Genomic DNA, 22,241 nt, shown 5'->3' with positions numbered 1-22,241 from the left:
GGTTTTTCGACCCACTTATTTTCCTGGAAAAGCATCGAAAAAAAACAGGCAACTATCGAAATATTTGGGATAATTGCCTAAAAAAAAAGAAATTCGAATATGAATCAGACTCGAATCAATTTCAAAGGCATACAGATAGTACTATGGTTTATTGTGTATACCATGCTTGTCATGTACTTTACCCAAAAAAACAGATGGCAAATTGGATTCGTAACTGCCAATATTTTTGTGGTTTTCTTTTTGGCGGCTGTTTATGGGAATGCTAATTATTTAATAATCAGGTTCTTTCATAAAAACAGATATTGGGAGTATGGCATGTATTCAATTGCGTTTTTATTGTTGACAGTTTTTCTGAGAATGTTTATTGAAGACCAACTGCTAAACCGGGTATTTATCAGGCATACCTTTTATGGATGGAATTTTACTCATTTTTCTTTTTTATTAATGACCCAGTTTCTGGCCTTTCTCTTTGGGTTTTTGCTTCGTATTTCCATTGAATATGTCGATTTGTTGCATACACAGGAGATTCTGAAAAACAAACAACTGACCTCTGAGCTAAATCTGCTGAAAGCACAGGTTCAACCACATTTTTTGTTCAATACCCTCAATAATATTTATTCACTAAGTGTAAGCAATTCACCTAAAACCTCAGAAATGATTGCCAAGCTATCGGATATGATGCGGTATTTTGTAGATGAAGCTACAAAAGAAAAAGTATTATTGGAAACAGAAATCCAGTTTCTAAAGAACTATATTGAATTGGAGCAAATAAGGATGGTGAATCCATTAAAACTGACTTTTAACAATACCATTGCCGACAGACATTTTCTGGTACCCCCCATGCTATTGATACCTTTTGTGGAGAATGTTTTTAAACATGGCGTAAACAAAACTCTAAAAGATAATGAAGCTGAAATATCCTTAAACTTAAAAAATGGTATCCTGCAATATTCAGTCAGGAACAAAACTTTTAACCAGAAATCAGCTACATGGCGAAGTTTGGCTAATTTGCAGAAGCGATTACACTTGTTGTATCCTCATAACTTTGGTTTCAACGCCTACTGCAAAGACGGCTATTTTTATGCATCTTTATCGTTCCCTGTATTATGAAATTCAATTGTCTGATTGTAGATGATGAACCATTGGCCGTTGCTCTGATGGAAAATCACATTAAACAAGTGCCGTTTCTGACATTGGCAGGCAAGTGTTTCAATGCCATGGAAGCTATTGCTTTTCTGGAGAAAAACGAAGTAGACTTGATTTTTCTGGATATCGAAATGCCTTACCTGACAGGTATGCAATTAAAGAGTTTTCTGCCTGAAAAACAGAAGGTGATATTTACTACAGCCTATTCCGAATTTGCCATTGAAAGCTATGAGAAAAACGCCTTTGATTACCTACTGAAACCTATCACTTTTGAGCGCTTTCTGAAATCTGTCAAACGATTACAAAGCATTGAATCTATTAAACCAACAATTACACCAAGCCCCGCCGAAACTCATATTTTTGTAAAATCGGGCAGAGAAATTATTAAATTAGAGTATGATGATATTTTGTATATCGAAGGGCTAAAAGACTATGTATCTTTAGTGACTGATACTGATAAAGTAATTACTTATAAACTGATGCGGGAGTTGGAAGAAACCCTGCCTGCTAATTTCGCCCGGGTACATTTATCTTATATCATCAACTGCAATAAAATCAGGAAAATCAGTGATAATCAGGTCATTATTCAGGAGAAAAATATTCCTATTTCTGAGAAATATCGGGATAGCTTTTTGCAGAAAGTGAGTGGCAGGATGTTGTAGGTTATTCGAATAAATCACTCCACTTTAATTCAAAATCTTTCAGTACAATTGATTTTACAGTTAATGATTCTTCTCCGTCTGCCGAAGAATAAGGCGTATATTTATTGGCTTCAAGACTGAATATTTGTATAAACTGATTCTGAGGGTCAATAATCCAGTATTCTTTGATGCCGAATCTTTCATAATCCTCTTTCTTTTCTACATAATCCCTGATAATTGAACCTTTAGAAACAATTTCAACGATTAAATCTGGTGCACCAAAAACACTCTTTCTTTGATAATATCTTTATTCTCATTACTCACAAAAAGCAAATCCGGTTGAACGGTGTTACCCTCATCAAATATGACATCAAAAGGCGCTTGATAAAACTTACCTAATCTGTTAGAAACAATATGGTTTCCTAAAAGTAAAGTTAATTTGAATTGTAAATCCTGATATTTTTCAGTAGGCGAAGGCATATCAATAAGATTATAATTCCGAATTTCGTAGCGAGACTCGGCAGGCAGTTTGGCTAACATATCACTATAAGTCCATTTCTCCGTTGCAAGTATCATTGCCATTTTCATTAATTTTAGTTCTGATTTACTATTTTCTTCCAATAAGTCAAAATAGAAATATCATAAGGGGTATTTTCTCCTGCCCTGAACTCTATCTGGTCTACTATATCAAATTTACTTTCATCAAATTCTGGAAAGAAAGTATCCGCATCAAAAACCTGGTGTACGATTGTCAGGTAAATTTTATCAGCCATCGGTATAGCTAGTTTGAATATCTCTTCACCCCCTAAAACAAAAACTTCCTCTTGGTCAGCACTCTTTTCTAAGGCTTCTTCTAAACTACGTACCACCTCAAACCCTGAGTCTACAAGATAATCTTGCTGACGCGTGATTACATAATTGCCTGCTTCTGACCATAATCTATGCGGACTATCATAACTTTTCCGGCCCATAATCATTTTTCTGCCTTGTGTTACTTGTCGCAGATTATCCCAATCAGCAGGGATTGATTCCCAGGGTAAGGCATTATTGAGCCCTATGGCTCGGTTTTCACTCATCGCAGCAATTAAAGAAATAATGGGCATGGCTGTTAGTTTAGATAAAAACATAAAAATATTAATTTTCGTCAATTTCACAATCCTGTTTCGACATTAATGCCGACTTTAGTCGGTATTTAAAATAAAATTTATTCCTTTGTTACTTAGATGGTGATCACGGTGACTTACCACTTTATTCACCGAAAACCGAAGAAAATGTTTCAAACCTAAACCTAGTACCCACTTGACTAGTGCCATTCTCATACTTACTCTAGCTATTTTACTAAGAATTTTTGCCAATCCTTTTGCCAATGTTTTTCAGAAAAAACTAACCATACAAGGGCTTTCACCCTTATTCGTCAATTTTCTCACTTATTTCATTCTCGGGGCTATTTGTCTGGTTTTTACCCTTCAATTAGATTGGAGCAATATCACAGCTGATTACTGGGTTTATTCAATTATAATGGGTTTATTGGGTGCTTTAGGGAATCTGTTTCTGGTAAAAGCATTACAAGCAGGCGACCTCTCAGTTTTAGGACCAATTAATGCCTATAAGGCCGTTATCAGCATGATTATCGGGATTTTTCTACTGCAAGAGATTCCTGGGATATGGGGATTGATAGGGGTGGCCTTAATTATAGCAGGAAGTTATTTTGTATTGAATACTACTGAGGAGGGCTTTACGTGGCAATTATTTAAACGTAAAGAAATTCAGTTCAGAATCTGGGCGATGATTCTGACGGCTACTGAAGCAATTATAGGTAAGAAGGTAATTTTAGTTTCTTCTTATATACATTCATTCTTTAGCTGGTGCTGGTTTGGTACGCTGTTCTCATTGCTTCTCTTTTTATGGAATAGAGAAAGCCTATCTGATAGCATGCGGAAGATTGAACCCAAATTAATAGGTATATTTTCAGGATTAATACTATGTATTGGAATCACCCAATTTTCAACTACATTCATATTTAAGCAAATGCCTGTGGGCTATGCTTTATCGCTTTTCCAGCTATCGGTATTAGTGAATATCTTCTTAGGATACCGGATTTTTCAGGAGCAGGATATTTATAAAAAACTGATTGGAGGAGTAATTATGATTATGGGGTCGGTTCTGATTATTTTGTTTTGAAACAGAGCTGTAGGGGTTCAAAATTTTGAACCCCTACGAGCAACCTATACTAAATCACCCCTTCACATAAGCCAATTTTTCCGCCACCTTTCCATTTCGTACTTTGAAAACATCGACACCTCTCAAATGCCAGGGTTTACCATCTTTTGTTTTACGATATATCCACCGCACAACACAGCGGTCACCGGCTGCAAATACGTCTTCTGCTTCAAAAAAAGCATCAGGGTTGTTGGTAAAGAATTTTGTCCAATAGGCTCTAACAGCCTGTGCACCTTCTATGCGTGTGCCATCAGGTGATGGAGCCGTATTTTCAAAAATACAATCTTCGGTCATGGCATTCATCACTGCATCAACATCGTGGCGATTAAATGCTTCATTGAACCTTTCAACTGCGGCTATTGTAGCGCTTTGGGTAGAAATATTGGTTTCGGTGCTCATACCTGTTTGGGTTTGTTTTTGTCTGGAACTGCTTTTGCAAGACGTGAGTATAACTAATGTCAGGATTAAAAACGTCAGGATTTTATTCATTTGATTAAAATGGTTTATATAAATGAAATAAAACGATAGACTTGAATTTCAAGGAGTTGCGAGGCATTACCACATCAGTGGTGAGACACTTCCAGAAAAAGGAGTGACGGTTGTATGGAAGAAAATCAGGGTAAAAATTTAAGTAGACAATCACCTCTGGAGGGGAGATTGGTGTTAAAATAACACGGTCACCATACGGCTACCGTCATAATAAATTTTATAATGTATTATTAATCGAGTCGTAATATTTAAAAACCTCAACTAAACCGTGTTCTGTTTTCAGGTTGATTTTTTGGGTTCTTACAAACTGTTCCAGCAAAGGCCTTTTGCCTTTCGGGAAAGTTTGTAGTGCCTTTTTACCTAGTGATACCACATGAAGCTCATCTTCCAGAATCGTAAAATACTTATGAGATTTTCTGAATTCTCCTTCATAGGCAGATTCTCCACCCTGAGGTTCGTAACCTGTTTTTTCAACATAATTTGAGCTTAGTACACAATCATAGCCTTTTAGCAGAATATTTTCGCGTCGCATAAAAAGTGTTTCTAGGAAGATATTCTCATACTTTCTGAATGTATGCCCTTCAATAGTAAATTCATCTGGTCGTACGGCAATGGCATCACCGATAGAATTTTGTACGATGTACACTACATTTTTCTCGATATTATAAGCCATCAGAAATTTCATGTCTTTTCCGCTTTCTGAGCTCATACTACCCTTATACCAACCGTTTTTAAAAAAAGGCGTGCCCTTAAAAACCCTGGTAAATTCCTGCAAAGAATTGTTAATCGAATTTTGCGCTTTATAGTATGCCACAAGCGTAGTATCGCCTTTGTCGTTGACAACAATTTTAGTCTGATTATTATCAGCAATTTTTGCGTCTCTTACAAAATAATCATAACCACCGGCTTTTTGTCCAATAAGACAAAGTGGTGAAGCCACTAATGTGAAAAGAAGTACGAACGTTTTCATAGGTAGTAATACGAATAAATATCTGTAACAAAAATAACATTAAAACTGTATTTTTCTTATAATATTTTTGAATATTATAAGAGTTATGTGTATTTATCCGGTCAACCTATGATGCCTATACTCCTCTGTTTTACAGCGCTTCCAGATACAAGGCTTTGAAATCTTCCCTGCTCACAGGTTTTGGATTATTGGGGTGGGCAAAGTCGGCAATAGCTAAATCGGCTAAGGTTTCTATATGCTCGTCTCTGACACCGATGTCTCTTAAACGGTGTGGAATATTGATGCGGCTGTTCAGGTTAAACAAGTAGGTGACTACAGCATCGCCAGTTTCTTCCTTCAGGTCTAAAGTACGAGCAATTCTACGGAACTTGTCTTCAAAACCTGCAATATTGAATTGCATGCCATAAGGTATATTTACCGCATTAGCTAAGCCATGATGTGTATCAAGCAAAGATGATAAAGGATGAGCCAATGAGTGTACTACCCCAAGACCCTTTTGAAAGGCAATAGCGCCCATCATGGAACCCAATAACATTTGGCTGCGTGAATCTACATCAGGATTATGAACAGCCTTTTCTAATGAGTTGTGGATTAATGAGATACCCTCCAGGGCGATACCCTCACAAATAGGGTGAAACATTTTGGCCAAGAAAGCCTCCATGTTATGCGTCAAAGCATCCATTCCGGTGGCTGCCGTAACGAATGGAGGTAAATCCATCGTCAGGAGAGGATCAGCGAAAACGATTTTTGCCAATAACTTTGGCGAAAAAAGAATTTTCTTCTGGTGCGTCTCATCGTCGGCAATAATGGCACTTCTGCCTACTTCACTACCCGTACCCGAAGTGGTTGGAATGGTTATAAAATGTGGTACATCATTGGTTACATAGATGTCGCCGCCAATCAAATCATCATATTTAAATAAATCTTCTCTATGATTGATGCGCAATACAATCGCTCTTGCAACGTCCATTGCTGCACCGCCACCTATGCCTATAATACTGTCTCTATTGGTACTGTGATAAGCTTCATCTCCCTTATAAACGTCTGATTTAACAGGGTTTTTATGGATATCGGAGAAAATTTCTACACTGATACCTTTAAGACGTAAATTATCTGCAATTCGCTTAAGAAAAGGTAAACCTGCTACCACAGGGTCGGTCACGATTAATGGTTTTGAAAGATTATTGTCTTTCAGATAATCAGCCAGTTCTTCTACGGCGCCAGCGCCAAAGCGTATCTTAGTAGGGAAGTTGTAGGTCGAAATCACAATAGAAATAGTATTAAAATGAATATTAAACAGAAAAACCATCAATCAAACAAAAGTAATTAATAAGCTCGTTTGATCGATGGTTTCCCAATATTTTTTTGTTGACAAGGCTTAGTCGCGTCTACCTAAAAACATGCTCAGATAGTACAATAAATTGGCTACTGCACCAGCCGCTGCCACTACATAGGTAAGAGCCGCCCATTTCAAGGCATCTTTCGCCATGGCATGTTCACGATTATTCACAATTCCTCTGTTTTCCATCCAGGCTAAGGCACGATTACTGGCATCATACTCCACCGGTAATGTAATTAAAGAGAAAATTGCGATAATAGCGTTGGCAACTATCAGGGCTAAAAGTACTGTTTGAGCCATGGCTGTATTTCTTGAAAAAATATAAGCCATAAACATAAACCCAAACATATAAAAGAAATTCATAGCATTAGTCGCCACATTAACAATAGGGACTAAAGCCGACCGCATTTTAAGAGGCGCATAAGCCACATTATGTTGCACCGCGTGCCCACATTCGTGCGCTGCTACAGCCGCTGAGGCCGCACTGTTACCATTATATACGTCGTAGCTCAGATTAACAGTCTTATTGATGGGATCATAATGGTCTGTTAATTGTCCTTCTACCTGTATAATTCTTACATCATATATCCCGTTATCATTCAGCATTTTACGGGCTATTTCTGCGCCGGTCATGCCATTAGCCAAACCCACTTGCGAATACTCGGCAAATTTCCGCTTTAACCTTGACGAAACCGCCAGACCAAGTAACATAAAAACAATACTTATTACAAAAATCATCATAGCTTTACTTTTTCATTTAAATTGTGATAGTTTAACGGATTTTTTGAAAAGGTATCAGTCTAAATCCTTTATTTTTTTGATGATAGCTGTTGTTGAATAGCCATTTACCAGCGCAACCGTTTTCACCTCCCCTCCATTAGCTATAACAAAATCTGCTCCAACAATGTTCTCGATGCTGTAATCGTCACCTTTCACCAAAATATTCGGACAAAGTGTCTCAATCAGTTCTTTAGGCGTTGGTTCATCGAACAAAATGACAGTATCAACAAATTCAAACGCCGACATCATTCTGGCTCTGGCATATTCGTTTACCACAGGTCGACTTGGGCCTTTTAGCCTTGATACCGAGGCATCAGTATTCAAACCTAACACCAGCTTATCACCCAGGTTTCTGGCTTTCTCTAAGTAATCTATATGCCCTAAATGCACAATGTCAAAGCATCCATTAGTAAAAACGATTTTCTTTCCTTCAGATTGCCATTGTTTTACTTGTTCTGTGGCTTGTTCTTTATTTAATATTTTTGATTCGGTCATTTGTTATTTTGTAAGGTCATTTTCCTTACCCACGGCCTTCGATTACGCTCAGGCACCGGGCTAGGCTTCCTTTTTTTCTCTTTAAATTATTTTAGACGAAAACTATCTTTCGGTGGCTGAGCGGAGCCGAAGCCACTTGTCTTCCAAACGTCCAATGCAGTAATACTTTCTTTATTTATACGCTTTCCACCTTTTTCTTAGGTAAAACCAACGTCAACAAAAACGCTACAATCCCAAAAACCACCACAAAAAATAGGCCTTGCATGGCATGCAGGAATGTGGCTAAGGTAATACCATCCTGTTCAGATAAACCATATAATACTACAATACTACCCACCAGAAAATGATAACTACCGATACCTCCCTGCGTTGGTGCTGCCATTCCGATAGAACCCATCACAAAAATGGTCAGGGCTGCTAAAGGTGAAAGATTAGCAGTTTCGGGCAAGGCAAAACAAAGAACATAAGTTGTAATGTAATAAAGCACCCAGATGAATATGGTATGAAATACAAATATCATCGGGTTCTTCAGATTGCGTACACTTAAAAAACCATCCGCCAGTCCTTTAATAACCTTACTGACTTTCTGATAAAGCGGCAATTGCGAAATTTTATCTTTATTACGTTTAAAAGTCAGATAAGCCATAAAGGCTAGAATGATGAATGCTGCTCCCAAGCCAAACAAAAGAATCGGATTCTTAAATTTATCGCCGAAGAAGTTGAAAAAGAACGTACTTAGTCGGTCAAATTCCAATAAAAGATTCAGTAAAATCAAGATTAACAAGACCATTACATCGGCTATCCTTTCAGCTACTACTGCTCCAAACGATTTTTCAAAAGGAATATCTTCCAGATTTTTGAGTGTTCCGCAACGGGCAAATTCACCTGCTCTCGGAAAAACCAGATTGGCGAGATAACCGACTAAAACGGCCAGAGTAGTTCGGAAAACTGATGGATTATAGCCCAAAGGCTGTAACATATATGCCCAGCGATAGGCCCGGCTCCAATGGGCAACTAAAGCTAAAACGCCTGACAACGCCACCCATTTATAATCAGCCTGTTTTATTTTTTCCCAAAGGGCGTTTAAGTCTATATCTTTAAAAACAAACCATAATAAGCCTCCGGCTACTGCCAGAGAAATAGTGTATTGCAAAACTTTTTTTATCATTTCACTACACGGTTATTCTCATCCGGAAATACGACAAGGGGTTTATGCGTTTTGGCTTCTTCCTGGGTCATCCATGCATACGAAATGATAATCACAATATCACCGACCTCTGCCTTGCGGGCTGCTGCACCATTCAGGCAGATAATTCCCGAACCTCGCTTGCCTTTGATGGCGTATGTCTCCAGACGCTCACCATTATTATTATTCACTACCTGTACTCTTTCGTTTTCCATAATACCCGCGGCATCGAGCAAATCTTCATCAATCGTAATACTTCCCACATAATTCAACTCTGCCTGAGTAACTTTCACTCTATGAATTTTCGACTTAAAAATATTGACAAGCATAATACCTTCCTTTTTTTGATAGTGGTGCAAAATTATAAAAATGCTTAGTAAACAAACATTCCGGTGTCGAATAAAATTCCTTAATATTAGTATGCAGTGTAGGTGAATTCCATTCTGGGTTCAAAATTTTGAACCCCTACAAAAAATCATTTGTCCACAGCAACCCCATTCGCTTTCAGAACCTTGCTGAAAAACAACAGGTGATAAGGCAAAGAATTTTCCCAATATTCCCAGGTATGGGCGCCCGGTCTTTCGGTATAATCATGAGGTACATTGTTAAATACCAATCGGTGGTGTAATTCACGGTTAGCTTCAATTAGAAAATCATCTACGCCGCAATCAATAATTACAGGCATACCATTCTTTTTAATGGCGTCTACCATATTGATGATAGAGTTTTTGATATATACATCATTAGAAGTATCTGATGTTCCTAATAATTTCTGGAAACGGTCTTTTAATGATTTGGCAAAATCTTCATTTATTCTGAATCTGGTATAATTCATATCCATTGCCCCACTCATCGTACCTGCTGCACAAAACAAATCAGGATGTCTGGTTGAAAGATACATAGCGCCGTGTCCACCCATTGAAAGGCCGGTAATCACTCTTCCTTTGTTACTTTTAACAGTCCGATAAGTATTATCTATTTTCTGGATTACCTCTTTCGTGATATAAGTTTCAAACTTATTGGTTGGGTCAGCGGGGCTATCCAGATACCAGCCAAAAGTTTCACCTTCCGGCATCACGATGATGATATTAAACTGATCAGCCAGATTTTTAACCAGCATTTTATCCGGTGTTTTATTGAGCCAATCATTAAAATGACCTGAACCACCGTGTAATAGATATAAAACCGGATAAGAAGCTTTGTTATTGGCATAAGAAGCTGGAAGTACTACGGCAGCTTTATAGGCTTTATTCATGACTGCACTGGGTACATCAAGGCTATCAACAGTTGAAGCCTGAGCATAAAAGTAAGAAAGACTAAGAAAAGAAAAAACGAGTAAACGGAATTTTTGCGACATCATAGAGTTGAAATAGTAATGGTAAGGCAAATTGATTAAGTTAAGACCTGAAGTCTGAAAGCAAAGCTAAGGAATAGGCCGGGATTCTCTAAAAAATAAATAAGATTTTGCACCAAAGCGATTTTTACTGTAAAGCTAGTCTAATCACAGATTTATTTCTCAATTTATAGCTCAAAATAGTATAAAACGCTACTTTTTGCTATTTTTGTAGAAGTGAAAAGCTACATATCGTATGATTAAAAAACTACCTAATTTATTATTTTTTATTACTTCTTTTTCTTTTGCGCAAGACGCTGAAATTTTCAAGCCCGACTCGATTAAAAAAAAGATTGAAGCCATACAAATCAGTACAACGTTACGCATTGACGGCGTAATGAATGATCCTGAATGGAAGTTGGCGAAACCCACATCTGATTTCACACAAATTGAGCCTTACCAAGGGAAACAACCCAGTCATAGAACAGAAGTGAGGGTTCTCTACAACAAAAACTACTTGTATGTAGGTATTTTTGCTCGAGACTCGCTGGGTAAAAAAGCCATTCGTGCCACCGATTTCAAACGTGATTTCAGTTTCAGACAGCACGATTTAGTGGCACTCTCGTTTGACGGTTTCAATGATAAGCGTAACGCTATGGCACTGGTGACCAATCCGTATGGCGTACAAAGAGACTTTCTGTCGTTCGATGATATTTATTATGATATTGACTGGGATGGACTCTGGCGCGTGCGCACCTCCCGCACAGATTCAGGTTGGGTAGCTGAAATGGCTGTACCCTGGAAAACGCTGCGCTATCCGAAAACAGATTCCCTGACACAGAACTGGGGTTTCAATGTATTCCGTAACAGGCGCCTGACAAACGAGCAAACGGCTTTTTCGCCTTTTCCCCGTTCGTTTACCAATACCCGTATGGATTACGCAGGGGTATTAAGCAACCTGCAACCTCCACCGCCATCGACCAACTTACGTATCCAGCCGTATTTCCTGACCTCACTCGACCGTTACAAGAATTTTGATAATAAACCCAACGAGAATACGTATAAGGTTGGAGGAGAAATCAAATGGGCCATTAATCCGAATGCGATTTTAGATGTAACAGCCAATACGGATTTTGCACAGGCAGATGCCGACCGTCAGGTAAATAATGTTACCCGTTTCTCGGTGTTTTTCCCTGAAAGAAGACAGTTTTTCTTAGAGAATGCTTCGCTATTTGGTGTAGGCGTGGGTCCAAACGAAGACCTTTCTGGTGGAAACATGCGTGTGCAACCCTTTTTCAGTCGAAGAATAGGTTTAGATGATAATGGTAATCCGATTCCGATTGATGTGGGTGCCAGATTTGTGTATCGTTCATTAAAAAGAAACTATGGAGCAATTGCCATGCGTCAGCGTGAAGTAGGGGATAGTCCGGGCACTAATTTCTTTGTTGGACGATATTCTGAAAACTTTGGTAAGCAAAGCCGTATAGGTGGCCTGGTAACGGTGAAAAACCGTCCGGATGGAAGTAATATGACAGGTACTATAGACGGCTTCTTCCGCCTGAGTGAGTCACACTCATTGAATACGATGGCCGTATATTCTACCTCAACTAATGGTGGTAAACAGGGATTTTCAGGGTTTGCGCAGTATTATTATTCGACCAATCAATTTAAATTCTGGTGGACACAGTCCATAGTTACGAAAGATTTTAACCCTGAAATGGGTTTTGTTTCCAGAAGCGATGTCATCGGGACAACACCTGGTGTATTCTTCTTCAACCGGGGGAAATGGATTCCGTTCAAGAAGTTTATCCGTGCCTTTGAGCCCGGTATTATGACAGAGTTTTATCATCAGGCATCTACCGGAAAACTGATTGAAAGACAGTTAAATATTAACCCTATCTGGTTGAATTTCCAGCGTGGGGGCTTCTTTGGTTATCTCATTAATCCTACTTTTCAAAGGCTGACAGAGGCTTTTATACCTTTGGGTGTAACTATTGGCACAGGTGATTACAACTATGTAAGACACCAGATTTATGCCAGTACCAATCCGGCGGCAGCCCTTAGTCTGAATACTTCGTTTGAATGGGGGACTTATTTTGACGGCCGATTGAACTCGCATGATATTCGTTTACAAATAGCACCGATTCCGCATATTTCAATTCTGGCAAGATATAACCGGAATCATTTTAAAGAAGTTGGTGTAGAGAATGCTACTACCAAAGTAGACCTATATAGTATAGAAGGGCGTTTTGCTTTAAACCCACGCGTACAGTTGATAGGGTTCTATCAGAAAAACGCTGAGAACCTTTCGCAGAATTATAATATTCGTTTATCATGGGAGTATCAGCCATTGTCATATATCTATGTGGTGTATAACCATAGAGAATTTGACAATCTGCTACAAAAACCAAAACAGATGGAAGACCATGTGATTGCTAAAATCAGTTACCTTAAACAATTTTAAAAATGAGAGTGTTATTATTGGAAAGTTTATTGGTTGTATTACTGAATGCCTGTACTTCAAATACCAACGAACAAAAGGCAGACTCAACTGCTTTGGCTGATAGTGGCGCGGCTGTGGTAAATGATTGGGAATGTATTCCAGGTGAAAGGGCCGGCATTATCACGAGTAGAAGTAGCGAACAGGAATTGATAGATAAACTAGGCGAAGCAAATGTAAGTGCACATGACACCATTTATGGAGCAGAGGGCATGTTTTCCATAGGAACAATCATTTATAAAGGCACGCCCAACGAAGCCCATATCGTTTGGAAAGATACACTTAACTTTAAAAATCCGGACTATGTAGAGGTAGGTTTTATAGAGCCGGGGAAAGAAAGTCAGGTAAAATGGTATGTAACCAATGGGGTAAAAGTAGGTACTAAACTAACCGAACTGGAGCTGATAAACGGAAAACCATTCAATTTTTCAGGCTTTGGTTGGGACTATGGCGGCTCGGTTGTAGATTGGAATGGCGGTAAACTGATGAACAGCGATAGCACCAGTTATTTGTCAATCATATTGGCCTATGACTACGAAAACCAGGCTTTGAACAGCATTGCAGAAAAGGTAATGGGCGATAAATCTTTTGAATCAAAAGACCCGAATGCACAAATGCTTAATCCTTTTGTTTCCCATTTTATTATCAGTTTTAAGTAATTGAGTGAATGAGCGATTGAGTGAATTAGTGATTAATTATTTAATTAAAAACTCGGTGAAGCTCTGTGCAAAACTCAGTTTCACTCCGTGGTAAAGTTTATACAACACCTACGTATATAATTTTAATAATAAAAAAACAGGCTAATTGCTTAAAAATCAATTGCTTTGGTTTTATTTGTGTAAAAATTTCACAGACACTTTTATCTCATTTACTAACTCAAACTCTGAAACAAAAATGGCAACTAACAAGAAATCCGAAACCACCGATAAAGTAGAAGAAACAAGTACTCCAACTGATGCAGTAGCAGAGGCGAAAGCTGCTGTTGAAGAAACCATTGAAGCAGGCAAAGAAAAAGCTGCTGAGGTAAAAGAAGAAGCAACCGTAGCCGTTGAAGAAGCCAAAGCCGTGGCAGAGGAGAAAGTAGAGGGAGCAAAAGAGGAAGCCGCAGCGAAGGTTGAAGAAATCAAAGCTGAGGCTACAGAGGCAGTAACAGAAGCCAAAGAGAAAACTGCTGCCAAAGTAGAAGAAATCAAAGAAGAAGCTAAGGAAAAAGCTGCAGTTGGCGGAGAAAAAGCAGAAGAGGTGAAAGAAGCCGCCAAAGAAAAAGTGGCAGAATTAAAAGAAGAGGCATCTGTCAAAGTAGAAGAAGTAAAAGCAAAAGCAGAAGAGAAAGTAGCATTGGCAGAAGAGAAAGTTGAAGAAGTGAAAAGCATTGCGCAAGAAAAGGCAGCAGCGCTAAAAGAAGAAGCTGCTATTAAAGTGGAAGAAACGAAAACAGAAGTGGCAGAAAAAGTCGCCGTTGCCGAAGAGAAAGTAGAAGAGGTAAAAACAACTGCCCAGGAAAAAGTTGATACTGCCAAAGCAAAGGTTGAGGAAGAAGCCTCAGGCATTGCTGATAAATTTGAAGACTTCAAAGATGATGTGAAAGGAGCCGCTTCATCAGCAAAAAACAAAGCACAGGAAGTAGCATCTGATGCGGCTGATAAATTTGAAGATTTGAAAGAGGATTTAAAAGATGCTGCCTCAACAGCTAAGGCAAAAGTACAGGAAGTAGCAGCAGAAGCCTCAGAAAAATTTGAAGAACTGAAAGCCAAGTACGCCAACGAAGAGAAAATTAACGAGCTGAAAAATCAGGCAGCAGAAAAACTGGAAGATATTAAAGAAGATGCAGCCGAAGCATTAGAAACAGCTAAAGTAAAAGCGCAGGAAATGGCTAATGAAGCAGCAGAAGCTGCCGAGAAAGTAACAGAAAAAGCCAAAGGTTTCTGGAGCCGCTTGTTTGGTAAGAAATAATTACGGCATTTTAATAGTAAAGGGAGCAATGAAATTAGATTTCATTGCTCCCTTGCTTTTTATTCGTAGAGACGTAATGCATTACGTCTCAAGGCCTATAAATTGGTAAAATCTGTCTATAGGCTGTAAAATCTCCTCAATTAAAATTTATTGGTTAAGATAGACCTCTGGAGACGTATTGCAATACGTCTCTACTAATCAAACCAAAAATTTCCCCAACGTCTGTAATTTCATTTCTGTTTCAATCCATTCTTTTTCTGCGTTTGAATCGGCTGTGATACCACAACCTGCATAAAGCGTGGCTACGCCATTCTGCAACTTCATGGTGCGGAGATTGACGAAAATATGGGATTCCTGCTGGATATTTACAGGGCCAAGGAAACCACTATAAAACTCACGGTCATATTTTTCGTTGGCCAGAATAAACTGCCTAGCAGGTTCTTTAGGCATTCCGCAAACGGCTGAGGTAGGGTGCAATAAATCCAGCATCACCGTAGCCATTTCAGGAAAATTGATTTCAACCGTATCTACGATAAAATCCATACGCAGATGCATCAGATTACCTGCTATTACGGTTTTCGGCCCCTCTTCTTCAAATTCACGTACCCGTATTTTTTTCAGACAACTCACAATATATCGGCTCACCAACGCATGTTCTTCAATCTCTTTTTGTCGCCATAATGCCTCTGATGGTTTGATAAGATTCCCTTCTGCATCAAAAGCAGATTGCGTGCCTGCCAACGCCATCGTACGGAATAACCCCTGCGCATCCTGACTCACCAATGTTTCAGGAGAAGCCCCCATCCAGACCATTCCTAATTCCGGAATCGATACTGCCGACACAAAAGCATTAGGATAAGCTCTGCATAATTTATCGAAGACGCCAACTATCTCGAAATCGTTAGGTATGGCAATAGTTTTGGTTCTTGATAGTACTACTTTCTTGAATTTTCCATCCTCAATGTCCTTGATAGCGGTCTCTACTTCCTCAATAAAATCTTCTTTGGCAGTGGCACTCTCAATATCTCCTTTTTGTGTATGAAAAAATGGTTTTGTCTTTGCCTTAGCATTCAGCAACTCAATAAAATTGGGGTCAATAGACGAGGGTGCAATTACTTCCTCAAATGTTTCGTTTTCACTCAGAACATCAGAAAAAATATAGTGTAAATCTGCTTTCAGAAAGTAGGTATCGTTCCCGTCAGGATTAATAAAAGGAGAAAATGCAAAACCAGGGCCTAAATCTTCAAATTCAATCTTAAGCTGTTCGGGATTTTTAAGGAAAGAAGTTAAGAAATGTTTTTCGTTTTGTTTAGGCAAACGCCACATGACCGTTGGGAAACCTGATTCAATCGCTGCATTCCAGAGTGTTTGTCGATAGGTGTTTGTCTTGAAGTTTGTTGTTGTCATATCACTTAACTATATCTCAAACAAAAAGCGAAGATATAATGTATTTATTAAACCCTTTATTTGTACAACAAATTTGGGAGGAAAACCGCTCAAAAAAAAGCAGATTTTTTAAGTTGATGATTTATTGCTATAAATTTGTTAGAAATGTGCCAAAACTCTCTTCATCCATGAAAAGAATATTCTACTTCCTGTTTTTGTTCACTACCGCAGTTCATGCCAAAGAGACAAAGGGCATCAGATTTACCGAGGGTACATGGGCACAGATACTCACTGAAGCCAGAACTCAGAATAAACTGATATTCGTAGATATTTATACTACCTGGTGCGGGCCATGCAAAGTCATGGATAAAAATGTATTTACCAATACCGAAGTCGGTGAAAAATTTAATACGTCTTTTATCAACTATAAAATAGATGCCGAGCAAGGTGAGGGCATTGACCTGAAAAAAAAATATGCAATTACAGGCTTCCCAACCTATCTCTTTGTAAATCAGGAAGGTGAACTGGTATATAAGAGCATAGGCTCTATGCCTGCCAAAAAGTTTCTATCAGAAGCAGATAAAGCCTTGCAGGCAGGAAACCATTATAAATCTACTGCCGCATTAGAAGAAGATTTCAAGTCAGGACGAAGAGATGCTAAGTTTTTATACGAATTTCTGGAAAGAAAAAAACTGAATGGCGAACAAAACGACGGGATTTTAGAAGAATACCTGAAAGCTATTCCCGAATCAGCGCAAAAGACTGAAAAAGTATTGATGATTATATCAGAAAATATTGGTTCTATTGACTCGAAAGCATTTGATATTCTACGAAATTCGCTCGACCGCTTTATGAATATGACGCCTGAACAGCAAAAATTTGTGTTAGAGGGCATTTCAAAAGCCAAGCGGGGTACATTTAAAAAAGCTATTGAAACCAAGGATAATGTATTATTTGAAAGACTAATCAGTGCAGTAAGGCAGACGGCCTATAGTGAAGCAGGTTTTGAGGCCGAAGAGAGGCAGTTCAGACTGGATTTTGCCAAAATCACCCGTGATGCCAATAATTTCAGAATGATAGCATCGAAAGAGGGAGCCAAACTGCTGGAAAAAACTAACGAGCAACTGGCAGCGGAATCTCAACTAAAAACGGAAAGATTTATACAAGCGGCTAAAGCCAAAGGCATCAAAGAAAATACGATGGAATATCTTTCAGCCTTGGAAGATATCAAGACCTCGGCCCAAAAACTGACCTCTTTTCATCTGAATGAATACGCCTGGGGCTATTTTCAGTTAATTGAAAGTAAAGACGAATTAGAAACCGCCTTGAAATGGTCGGAACGTTCAATAGAATTATTTAAATCTCCTGTTAATCTGGATACTTATGCTAATCTCCTTTCGAAATTAGGAAGAAGAAAAGAAGCTATTAAGGCTGAAAAAGGGGCTATTAAATTAGCTAAAAAACAGGGTATTGAGACTAAGGAATTGAAATTGGCTTTGAAGGAGATGAAGAAAAGGTGAAATGGTTATTTCTGTGATTCATATACCAAAGGACAGCCAATAAATTCGCCTTCTAAGATAACAGCGGATGTTTATATATTTAAGCCGAACTTAAGTCCGACGATGTAAGCAAAAAAATACCTTTGTTATCTTAGCCACCGACCGCGACAGCGGACCGTTTCTGTCGGTGAAAGCGGAGGATGATGATAGCTCAGATATTCAAACCCCACCAATCTCCCCCAAACCCCTAATTTGCCGTTTTAATCAGGGAATTTGTCGATTTTCTTGGAAGTGTGATATATAATGAAGTATTTTTATTCATTATATTATTTTTCAAATAAAAAAATGAAAGTATCTAAGAAAAGCCCTTCCAAAACACTGAAAATTTTCTTATCCTTTGCTTTTTGTCTGTACTTCGTAAGCTCTTGTAAAACCAGTCTGCCTACGCAAACTACTGGTACAAGCACAATCAGTACGACTCCTGTTCCTCAACAAGACTTAGTCAAAGAAGTGATCAATTCACTTTCACCAAATGGTCCGCAACTATCATTGCCTGCCGGAGCAGATCCTAATAGCGACGACTGGAAAGGTGTTGACTTAGAAGCTAAACAACCTGTTAAGCCTTTATATGTATCAGAAGAAGCCCAGCGCTTTATGCTTCCTCCGGGTTATCATATTGAGCCTGTATTGACTGAGCCTGCTATTCAGCAACCGGGTGCGATTGCTTTTGATGGCAATGGCCGCATGTATGTATTGGAACTAAGGTCTTATATGCTGACGGCTGATTCTAAAGATGAATTAGAACCAACCAGCCGCATTTCAAGATGGGAAGATAAAGACAATGATGGGGTTTATGAAACAGGAACAACTTTCATTGATAATCTGATTTTCCCACGTTTTGTATTGCCGTATGGCAAAGATTGTGTGTTAACGATGGAGTCAGACGCTGACAATGTCTATAAATATACCGATACGGATGGCGATGGCAAAGCCGATAAAAAAGAATTGTTTACCAACAAATATGGCCGCTCGGGTAATGTAGAGCATCAACAGGCATTTATGTACTGGGGCATGGATAACTGGCTTTATAGTACAGTAAATGCTTTCCGTGTAAGAGAAACACCAGGGGGTGTAATCCGTGAGAAAACAGGTTTCAACCGCGCACAATGGGGTATAACTCACGACGACGATGGTAAACTATGGTTTCAGGGTGGGGCCAGTGGTCTACCCTCTTATTTCCAGTTTCCGATTCATTATGGAAACTTTGAAGTGCCTAACGAATTTGCCAAAGGCTTTGATATTCCATGGGGTGCTGCTGTAAAAATATCAGATATGCAAGGGGGGATGGATGAAATCAGACAACCTGATGGATCATTAAAACGCGTGACCGGTTCAGCCGGGAATGACGTATATCGGGGAGACCGCCTACCGGAATCATTGAGAGGTCAGTACTTCTATGGTGAGCCGGTAGCCCGAATTGTTCGTCAGATCAACCCTGTTGTGAAAGAGGGGCTTACCACACTGCATAATGTCTACCAAGACCAGCAATCAGAGTTCTTACGTTCGTCTGATCCACTTTTCCGTCCGGTTGATATGGCTACTGCACCTGATGGTACCATGTACATTGTAGATATGTATCATGGCATTATTCAGGAAGGACAATGGACACAAAAAGGTACTTATCTGCGTACCAAAATCGAGCAGTATCAATTAGATAAAGTAGTAGGTCTTGGTCGTATCTGGCGCATCACTCATGACAGCAAAGAGCGCGACAAAACCAAACCTAAGATGTTGAACGAAAAAACATCAGCTTTGGTAAAACACCTCGAACATCCGAATGGCTGGTGGAGAGACGCTGCCCAACAACTCATTGTATTGCGCAAAGACCTTTCTGCAGTACCTGCCTTAGAAAAAATGGCATTGAATAGCCCGAATATATTGGCAAGAATGCATGCCATCTGGGCATTGGAGGGCTTAGACGCTTTAAAAACAGAAACTGCTCAAAAACTATTGAGCGATGCAAATCCTCGCATCCGCATTCAGGCATTAAGAGCAGCAGAAACGCTCTATAAAGCTGGACAAAAAGAACTTGATGCTAACTACAAAGCCGCTTTGGCTGACGCCAACACAGATGTAACCATTCAGGCGATGTTGAGTAGCAAATTCCTGAAATTGCCTGAGTTCGAAGCGAGTATCAATAGTACAGTAGAGAAAAATAAAGCAGCAGGTGTAAAACTGGTTGGCGAGCAGATTATCAAACCACCAAGAGTTACCAGAGGATTGGGTATAGCTGCAGAATTAAGCAAAGACCAACAAGAGATGCTTAGCCGTGGGGCGGTAATTTATAATGAATTATGCTCGCAATGCCACGGTAATAGCGGCCAGGGTACTCCAGCAGGAGATGGTAAATTATTAGCTCCGGCACTGGCAGGTTCTGCTCGTATTCAATCTCACCCTGAATATGCTATCAGAGTAGTATTACACGGCATGGATGGTGCTATTGAGGGCAAAACCTATGCAGGGGGTATGATGGCAAGCATGAAAGAACAACCAGACCAATGGGTAGCTGATGTGATTTCTTATATCCGCAATGGTTTGTCGAATGATGCTTCGCTGGTTTCTACTGACTTAGTTGCCAAAATACGCCAGAAGACAGCGAGTCAGACAGGTATGTATAAATTTGATGAGTTAATAAAGTTAGTCCCGCATGAATTACAACAACGTGATGGGTGGAAGGTCACCGCTAGCAATACCGCTTCTACACGTATCGGAGGTAATGTAACACCAACCAGTGCTTTTACTTATGAGGGTTGGTCGACTGGTGTGAAACAAGAAAAAGGCATGTGGTATCAGATAGAGTTTCCTAAAGAGACGGCAGTGAGCGAAATACAATTTAATTCTGCAGCGCAGGTGAAAAAAGGCTGGGTACCCAAACCTAATACACCTCCGGGTCAAAGACCGATGGTACAGACACACCCAAGAATGTATACGATTGAAACTTCATCAGACGGTACTAACTGGCAGCCAAGCCTGAGCACACAAAAAGGGAATGATGGCGATAATATTATTGCCTTGGCCCCAAGAAAGGCAAAGTTCATCAGAATAAAACTCGACCAGGGCATAGACAACCCGGAAGATGATATTCCGTGGACGATGAAACAACTCAAAGTATTTGAACTTAATTAATGATAGTAAATAGTATTTTCATAATCGTAAAAAAGTAAGCGAAACATAATCATCCAATGGAAAAATCAAACAATCCCTCTGTGTCACGCCGTCAGTTTTTAGGAACTGCCGCAACACTTGTTTCAGGTTCGGTATTGGCAAGCAACTCGGTTTTCGGAGCGCCTGCTTACATTAAAAACCTTTTCGGGCCTAATTCACTTATCAATGGTGTTCAGATTGGCGTTATTACTTACTCATTCAGAGAAATGCCTGACCAAAGCGCAGAAGCTGTTTTGCAATATGTGTTAGAGTCGGGTATCAGTGCCATTGAATTGATGGGAGACCCTGCCGAAATCTATGCAGGCAAACCTAAAAGCTACGTTGATATGCGTTCTGTTTTCCCGTTAATGAGAAAAAGAAACGAAAAACAGGAATTAACCGCTGAAGAAAAAAAGAAACTGGAAGATGCCGAAGCACAAATGAAATCTTATAATGCCGAAGTGGCAAAATGGAGAGCAGGTGCTTCTCTGGCTAAATTTGAAGAGCTGGGCAAAACCTACAAAAAAGCAGGGGTATCTATATACGCCTTCAAGCCAAATGCGTTCGGCAGAAACAATAGCGATGCAGAAATGGAATTTGGTATGAGAGCTGCTAAGGCCTTAGGCGCTAATCAAGTAACATTAGAGCATCCATCAAACGATGACCATACCTTGAAACTGGGTACTATTGCCCAAAAAGTTGGTGTGAAAGTAGGGTATCATGGCCACGAGCAACAAACGTATACTTTATGGGATACAGCTTTGGCGCAATCACCGGCCAATTCATTAAACCTTGATTTTGGTCACTTCGTGGCTGCAGGTAACCCGAATCCATTAGATTTCATTAAGTTAAAACACGATCGTATCGTAAGCATGCACATCAAAGACCGTCAGACTCCGGCGCATGGCAAAGGTAATGTGGTATGGGGCCAAGGAGATACGCCAATCAGAGAGGCTTTGAAATTGATAAAGGACAATAAATATAATTTCCCTGCTACAATTGAGCTAGAGTACAAAGTACCAGAGGGCTCAACTCCGGTAGCAGAAGTGAAAAAATGTTTAGAGTTCTGCAAGAATTCTTTGAGTTAACCTATGATTATT

The 22,241-nt window shown here is 39.4% G+C and carries 21 protein-coding genes; 9 read left to right on the top strand and 12 right to left on the bottom strand.

All coding sequences use genetic code 11. The annotated features are described in order from the left end of the window. The first annotated feature begins 99 nt into the window (after positions 1-99). Both D0T08_RS04260 and D0T08_RS04255 read left to right on the top strand, forming a co-directional pair. Positions 100-1,110, top strand: a complete 1,011-nt coding sequence (locus D0T08_RS04260; RefSeq protein WP_116981327.1) for a sensor histidine kinase — start codon at positions 100-102, stop codon at positions 1,108-1,110. After that, the gene (locus D0T08_RS04255; RefSeq protein ID WP_116981326.1) at positions 1,107-1,808 is read left to right on the top strand and encodes a LytTR family DNA-binding domain-containing protein; all 702 of its coding nucleotides are present in this window, start codon (positions 1,107-1,109) and stop codon (positions 1,806-1,808) included. Before D0T08_RS04260 ends, D0T08_RS04255 begins: the two co-directional genes overlap by 4 nt. 1 nt (position 1,809) lies before the next feature. On the opposite strand, the gene D0T08_RS28195 is transcribed toward D0T08_RS04255, so the two are convergent. From D0T08_RS28195 to D0T08_RS04240, 3 genes are read right to left on the bottom strand one after another with little or no spacing between them, the layout of a single operon-like run. After that, entirely contained in the window at positions 1,810-2,022 is a 213-nt protein-coding gene (locus D0T08_RS28195) for a Uma2 family endonuclease (protein WP_409012904.1), read from the bottom strand. A 29-nt stretch (positions 2,023-2,051) separates the two neighbouring features. Beyond that, on the bottom strand, positions 2,052-2,369 hold the full coding sequence (locus tag D0T08_RS04245; protein WP_158561189.1) for a Uma2 family endonuclease: 318 nt from the start codon (positions 2,367-2,369) through the stop codon (positions 2,052-2,054). 11 nt (positions 2,370-2,380) lie between these two features. Continuing rightward, complete coding sequence (locus D0T08_RS04240; RefSeq protein ID WP_116981324.1) at positions 2,381-2,914, bottom strand: dihydrofolate reductase; 534 nt, start codon at positions 2,912-2,914, stop codon at positions 2,381-2,383. Between the two features lie 172 nt (positions 2,915-3,086). Here D0T08_RS04240 and D0T08_RS04235 point away from each other — a divergent pair, with 172 nt between their 5' ends. Further along, complete coding sequence (locus tag D0T08_RS04235) at positions 3,087-3,968, top strand: EamA family transporter (protein ID WP_116981323.1); 882 nt, start codon at positions 3,087-3,089, stop codon at positions 3,966-3,968. A gap of 54 nt (positions 3,969-4,022) precedes the next feature. Here D0T08_RS04235 and D0T08_RS04230 read toward each other — a convergent pair whose 3' ends face one another. The 8 genes from D0T08_RS04230 to D0T08_RS04195 form a co-directional block, all read right to left on the bottom strand. Beyond that, the gene (locus D0T08_RS04230) at positions 4,023-4,496 is read right to left on the bottom strand and encodes a nuclear transport factor 2 family protein (RefSeq protein WP_199538110.1); all 474 of its coding nucleotides are present in this window, start codon (positions 4,494-4,496) and stop codon (positions 4,023-4,025) included. A gap of 217 nt (positions 4,497-4,713) precedes the next feature. Then, positions 4,714-5,466 carry a hypothetical protein gene (locus D0T08_RS04225; RefSeq protein ID WP_116981322.1) on the bottom strand — a complete coding sequence of 251 codons (753 nt, stop codon included), beginning with the start codon at positions 5,464-5,466 and terminating at the stop codon, positions 4,714-4,716. Between the two features lie 130 nt (positions 5,467-5,596). Further along, positions 5,597-6,733 carry an iron-containing alcohol dehydrogenase gene (locus D0T08_RS04220; RefSeq protein ID WP_229238891.1) on the bottom strand — a complete coding sequence of 379 codons (1,137 nt, stop codon included), beginning with the start codon at positions 6,731-6,733 and terminating at the stop codon, positions 5,597-5,599. A 111-nt stretch (positions 6,734-6,844) separates the two neighbouring features. Next, on the bottom strand, positions 6,845-7,543 hold the full coding sequence (locus D0T08_RS04215) for a zinc metallopeptidase (RefSeq protein WP_116981320.1): 699 nt from the start codon (positions 7,541-7,543) through the stop codon (positions 6,845-6,847). Between the two features lie 57 nt (positions 7,544-7,600). Beyond that, positions 7,601-8,080, bottom strand: coding sequence for a D-glycero-beta-D-manno-heptose 1-phosphate adenylyltransferase (gene rfaE2, locus D0T08_RS04210; RefSeq protein WP_116981319.1), 480 nt, complete (start codon positions 8,078-8,080; stop codon positions 7,601-7,603). A 175-nt stretch (positions 8,081-8,255) separates the two neighbouring features. Further along, positions 8,256-9,248 carry a lysylphosphatidylglycerol synthase transmembrane domain-containing protein gene (locus tag D0T08_RS04205; protein WP_229238890.1) on the bottom strand — a complete coding sequence of 331 codons (993 nt, stop codon included), beginning with the start codon at positions 9,246-9,248 and terminating at the stop codon, positions 8,256-8,258. After that, the gene (gene panD, locus D0T08_RS04200) at positions 9,245-9,595 is read right to left on the bottom strand and encodes an aspartate 1-decarboxylase (RefSeq protein WP_116981318.1); all 351 of its coding nucleotides are present in this window, start codon (positions 9,593-9,595) and stop codon (positions 9,245-9,247) included. The genes D0T08_RS04205 and panD overlap by 4 nt, the downstream gene beginning before the upstream one ends. Before the next feature lie 146 nt (positions 9,596-9,741). Then, positions 9,742-10,623, bottom strand: coding sequence for an alpha/beta hydrolase family protein (locus D0T08_RS04195; RefSeq protein ID WP_116981317.1), 882 nt, complete (start codon positions 10,621-10,623; stop codon positions 9,742-9,744). A 232-nt stretch (positions 10,624-10,855) separates the two neighbouring features. Between D0T08_RS04195 and D0T08_RS04190 the strand changes: the two genes are divergently transcribed. From D0T08_RS04190 to D0T08_RS04180, 3 genes are all read left to right on the top strand, one after another. Continuing rightward, complete coding sequence (locus D0T08_RS04190) at positions 10,856-13,063, top strand: carbohydrate binding family 9 domain-containing protein (RefSeq protein ID WP_116981316.1); 2,208 nt, start codon at positions 10,856-10,858, stop codon at positions 13,061-13,063. 2 nt (positions 13,064-13,065) lie between these two features. Next, positions 13,066-13,758, top strand: coding sequence for a hypothetical protein (locus D0T08_RS04185; RefSeq protein WP_116981315.1), 693 nt, complete (start codon positions 13,066-13,068; stop codon positions 13,756-13,758). 235 nt (positions 13,759-13,993) lie between these two features. Continuing rightward, positions 13,994-15,052 (top strand): hypothetical protein, encoded by a 1,059-nt coding sequence (locus D0T08_RS04180; protein WP_116981314.1) that lies wholly within the window; start codon positions 13,994-13,996, stop codon positions 15,050-15,052. Between the two features lie 198 nt (positions 15,053-15,250). On the opposite strand, the gene D0T08_RS04175 is transcribed toward D0T08_RS04180, so the two are convergent. Beyond that, positions 15,251-16,459, bottom strand: coding sequence for a chorismate-binding protein (locus D0T08_RS04175; protein ID WP_116981313.1), 1,209 nt, complete (start codon positions 16,457-16,459; stop codon positions 15,251-15,253). A gap of 167 nt (positions 16,460-16,626) precedes the next feature. On the opposite strand from D0T08_RS04175, the gene D0T08_RS04170 reads away from it, so the two are divergent. From D0T08_RS04170 to D0T08_RS04160, 3 genes are all read left to right on the top strand, one after another. Continuing rightward, a complete protein-coding gene (locus D0T08_RS04170) occupies positions 16,627-17,958 on the top strand; it encodes a thioredoxin family protein (protein ID WP_158561188.1) in 1,332 nt (443 codons plus the stop codon). 324 nt (positions 17,959-18,282) lie between these two features. Beyond that, on the top strand, positions 18,283-21,123 hold the full coding sequence (locus D0T08_RS04165; RefSeq protein WP_116981497.1) for a c-type cytochrome: 2,841 nt from the start codon (positions 18,283-18,285) through the stop codon (positions 21,121-21,123). 56 nt (positions 21,124-21,179) lie between these two features. Next, on the top strand, positions 21,180-22,229 hold the full coding sequence (locus D0T08_RS04160) for a sugar phosphate isomerase/epimerase (RefSeq protein ID WP_116981311.1): 1,050 nt from the start codon (positions 21,180-21,182) through the stop codon (positions 22,227-22,229). Positions 22,230-22,241: the final 12 nt, after the last annotated feature.

Source organism: Emticicia sp. C21 (genome assembly GCF_003418935.1).
Classification (GTDB): domain Bacteria; phylum Bacteroidota; class Bacteroidia; order Cytophagales; family Spirosomataceae; genus Emticicia.
This window is presented reverse-complemented; position numbering and strand designations above follow the sequence as displayed.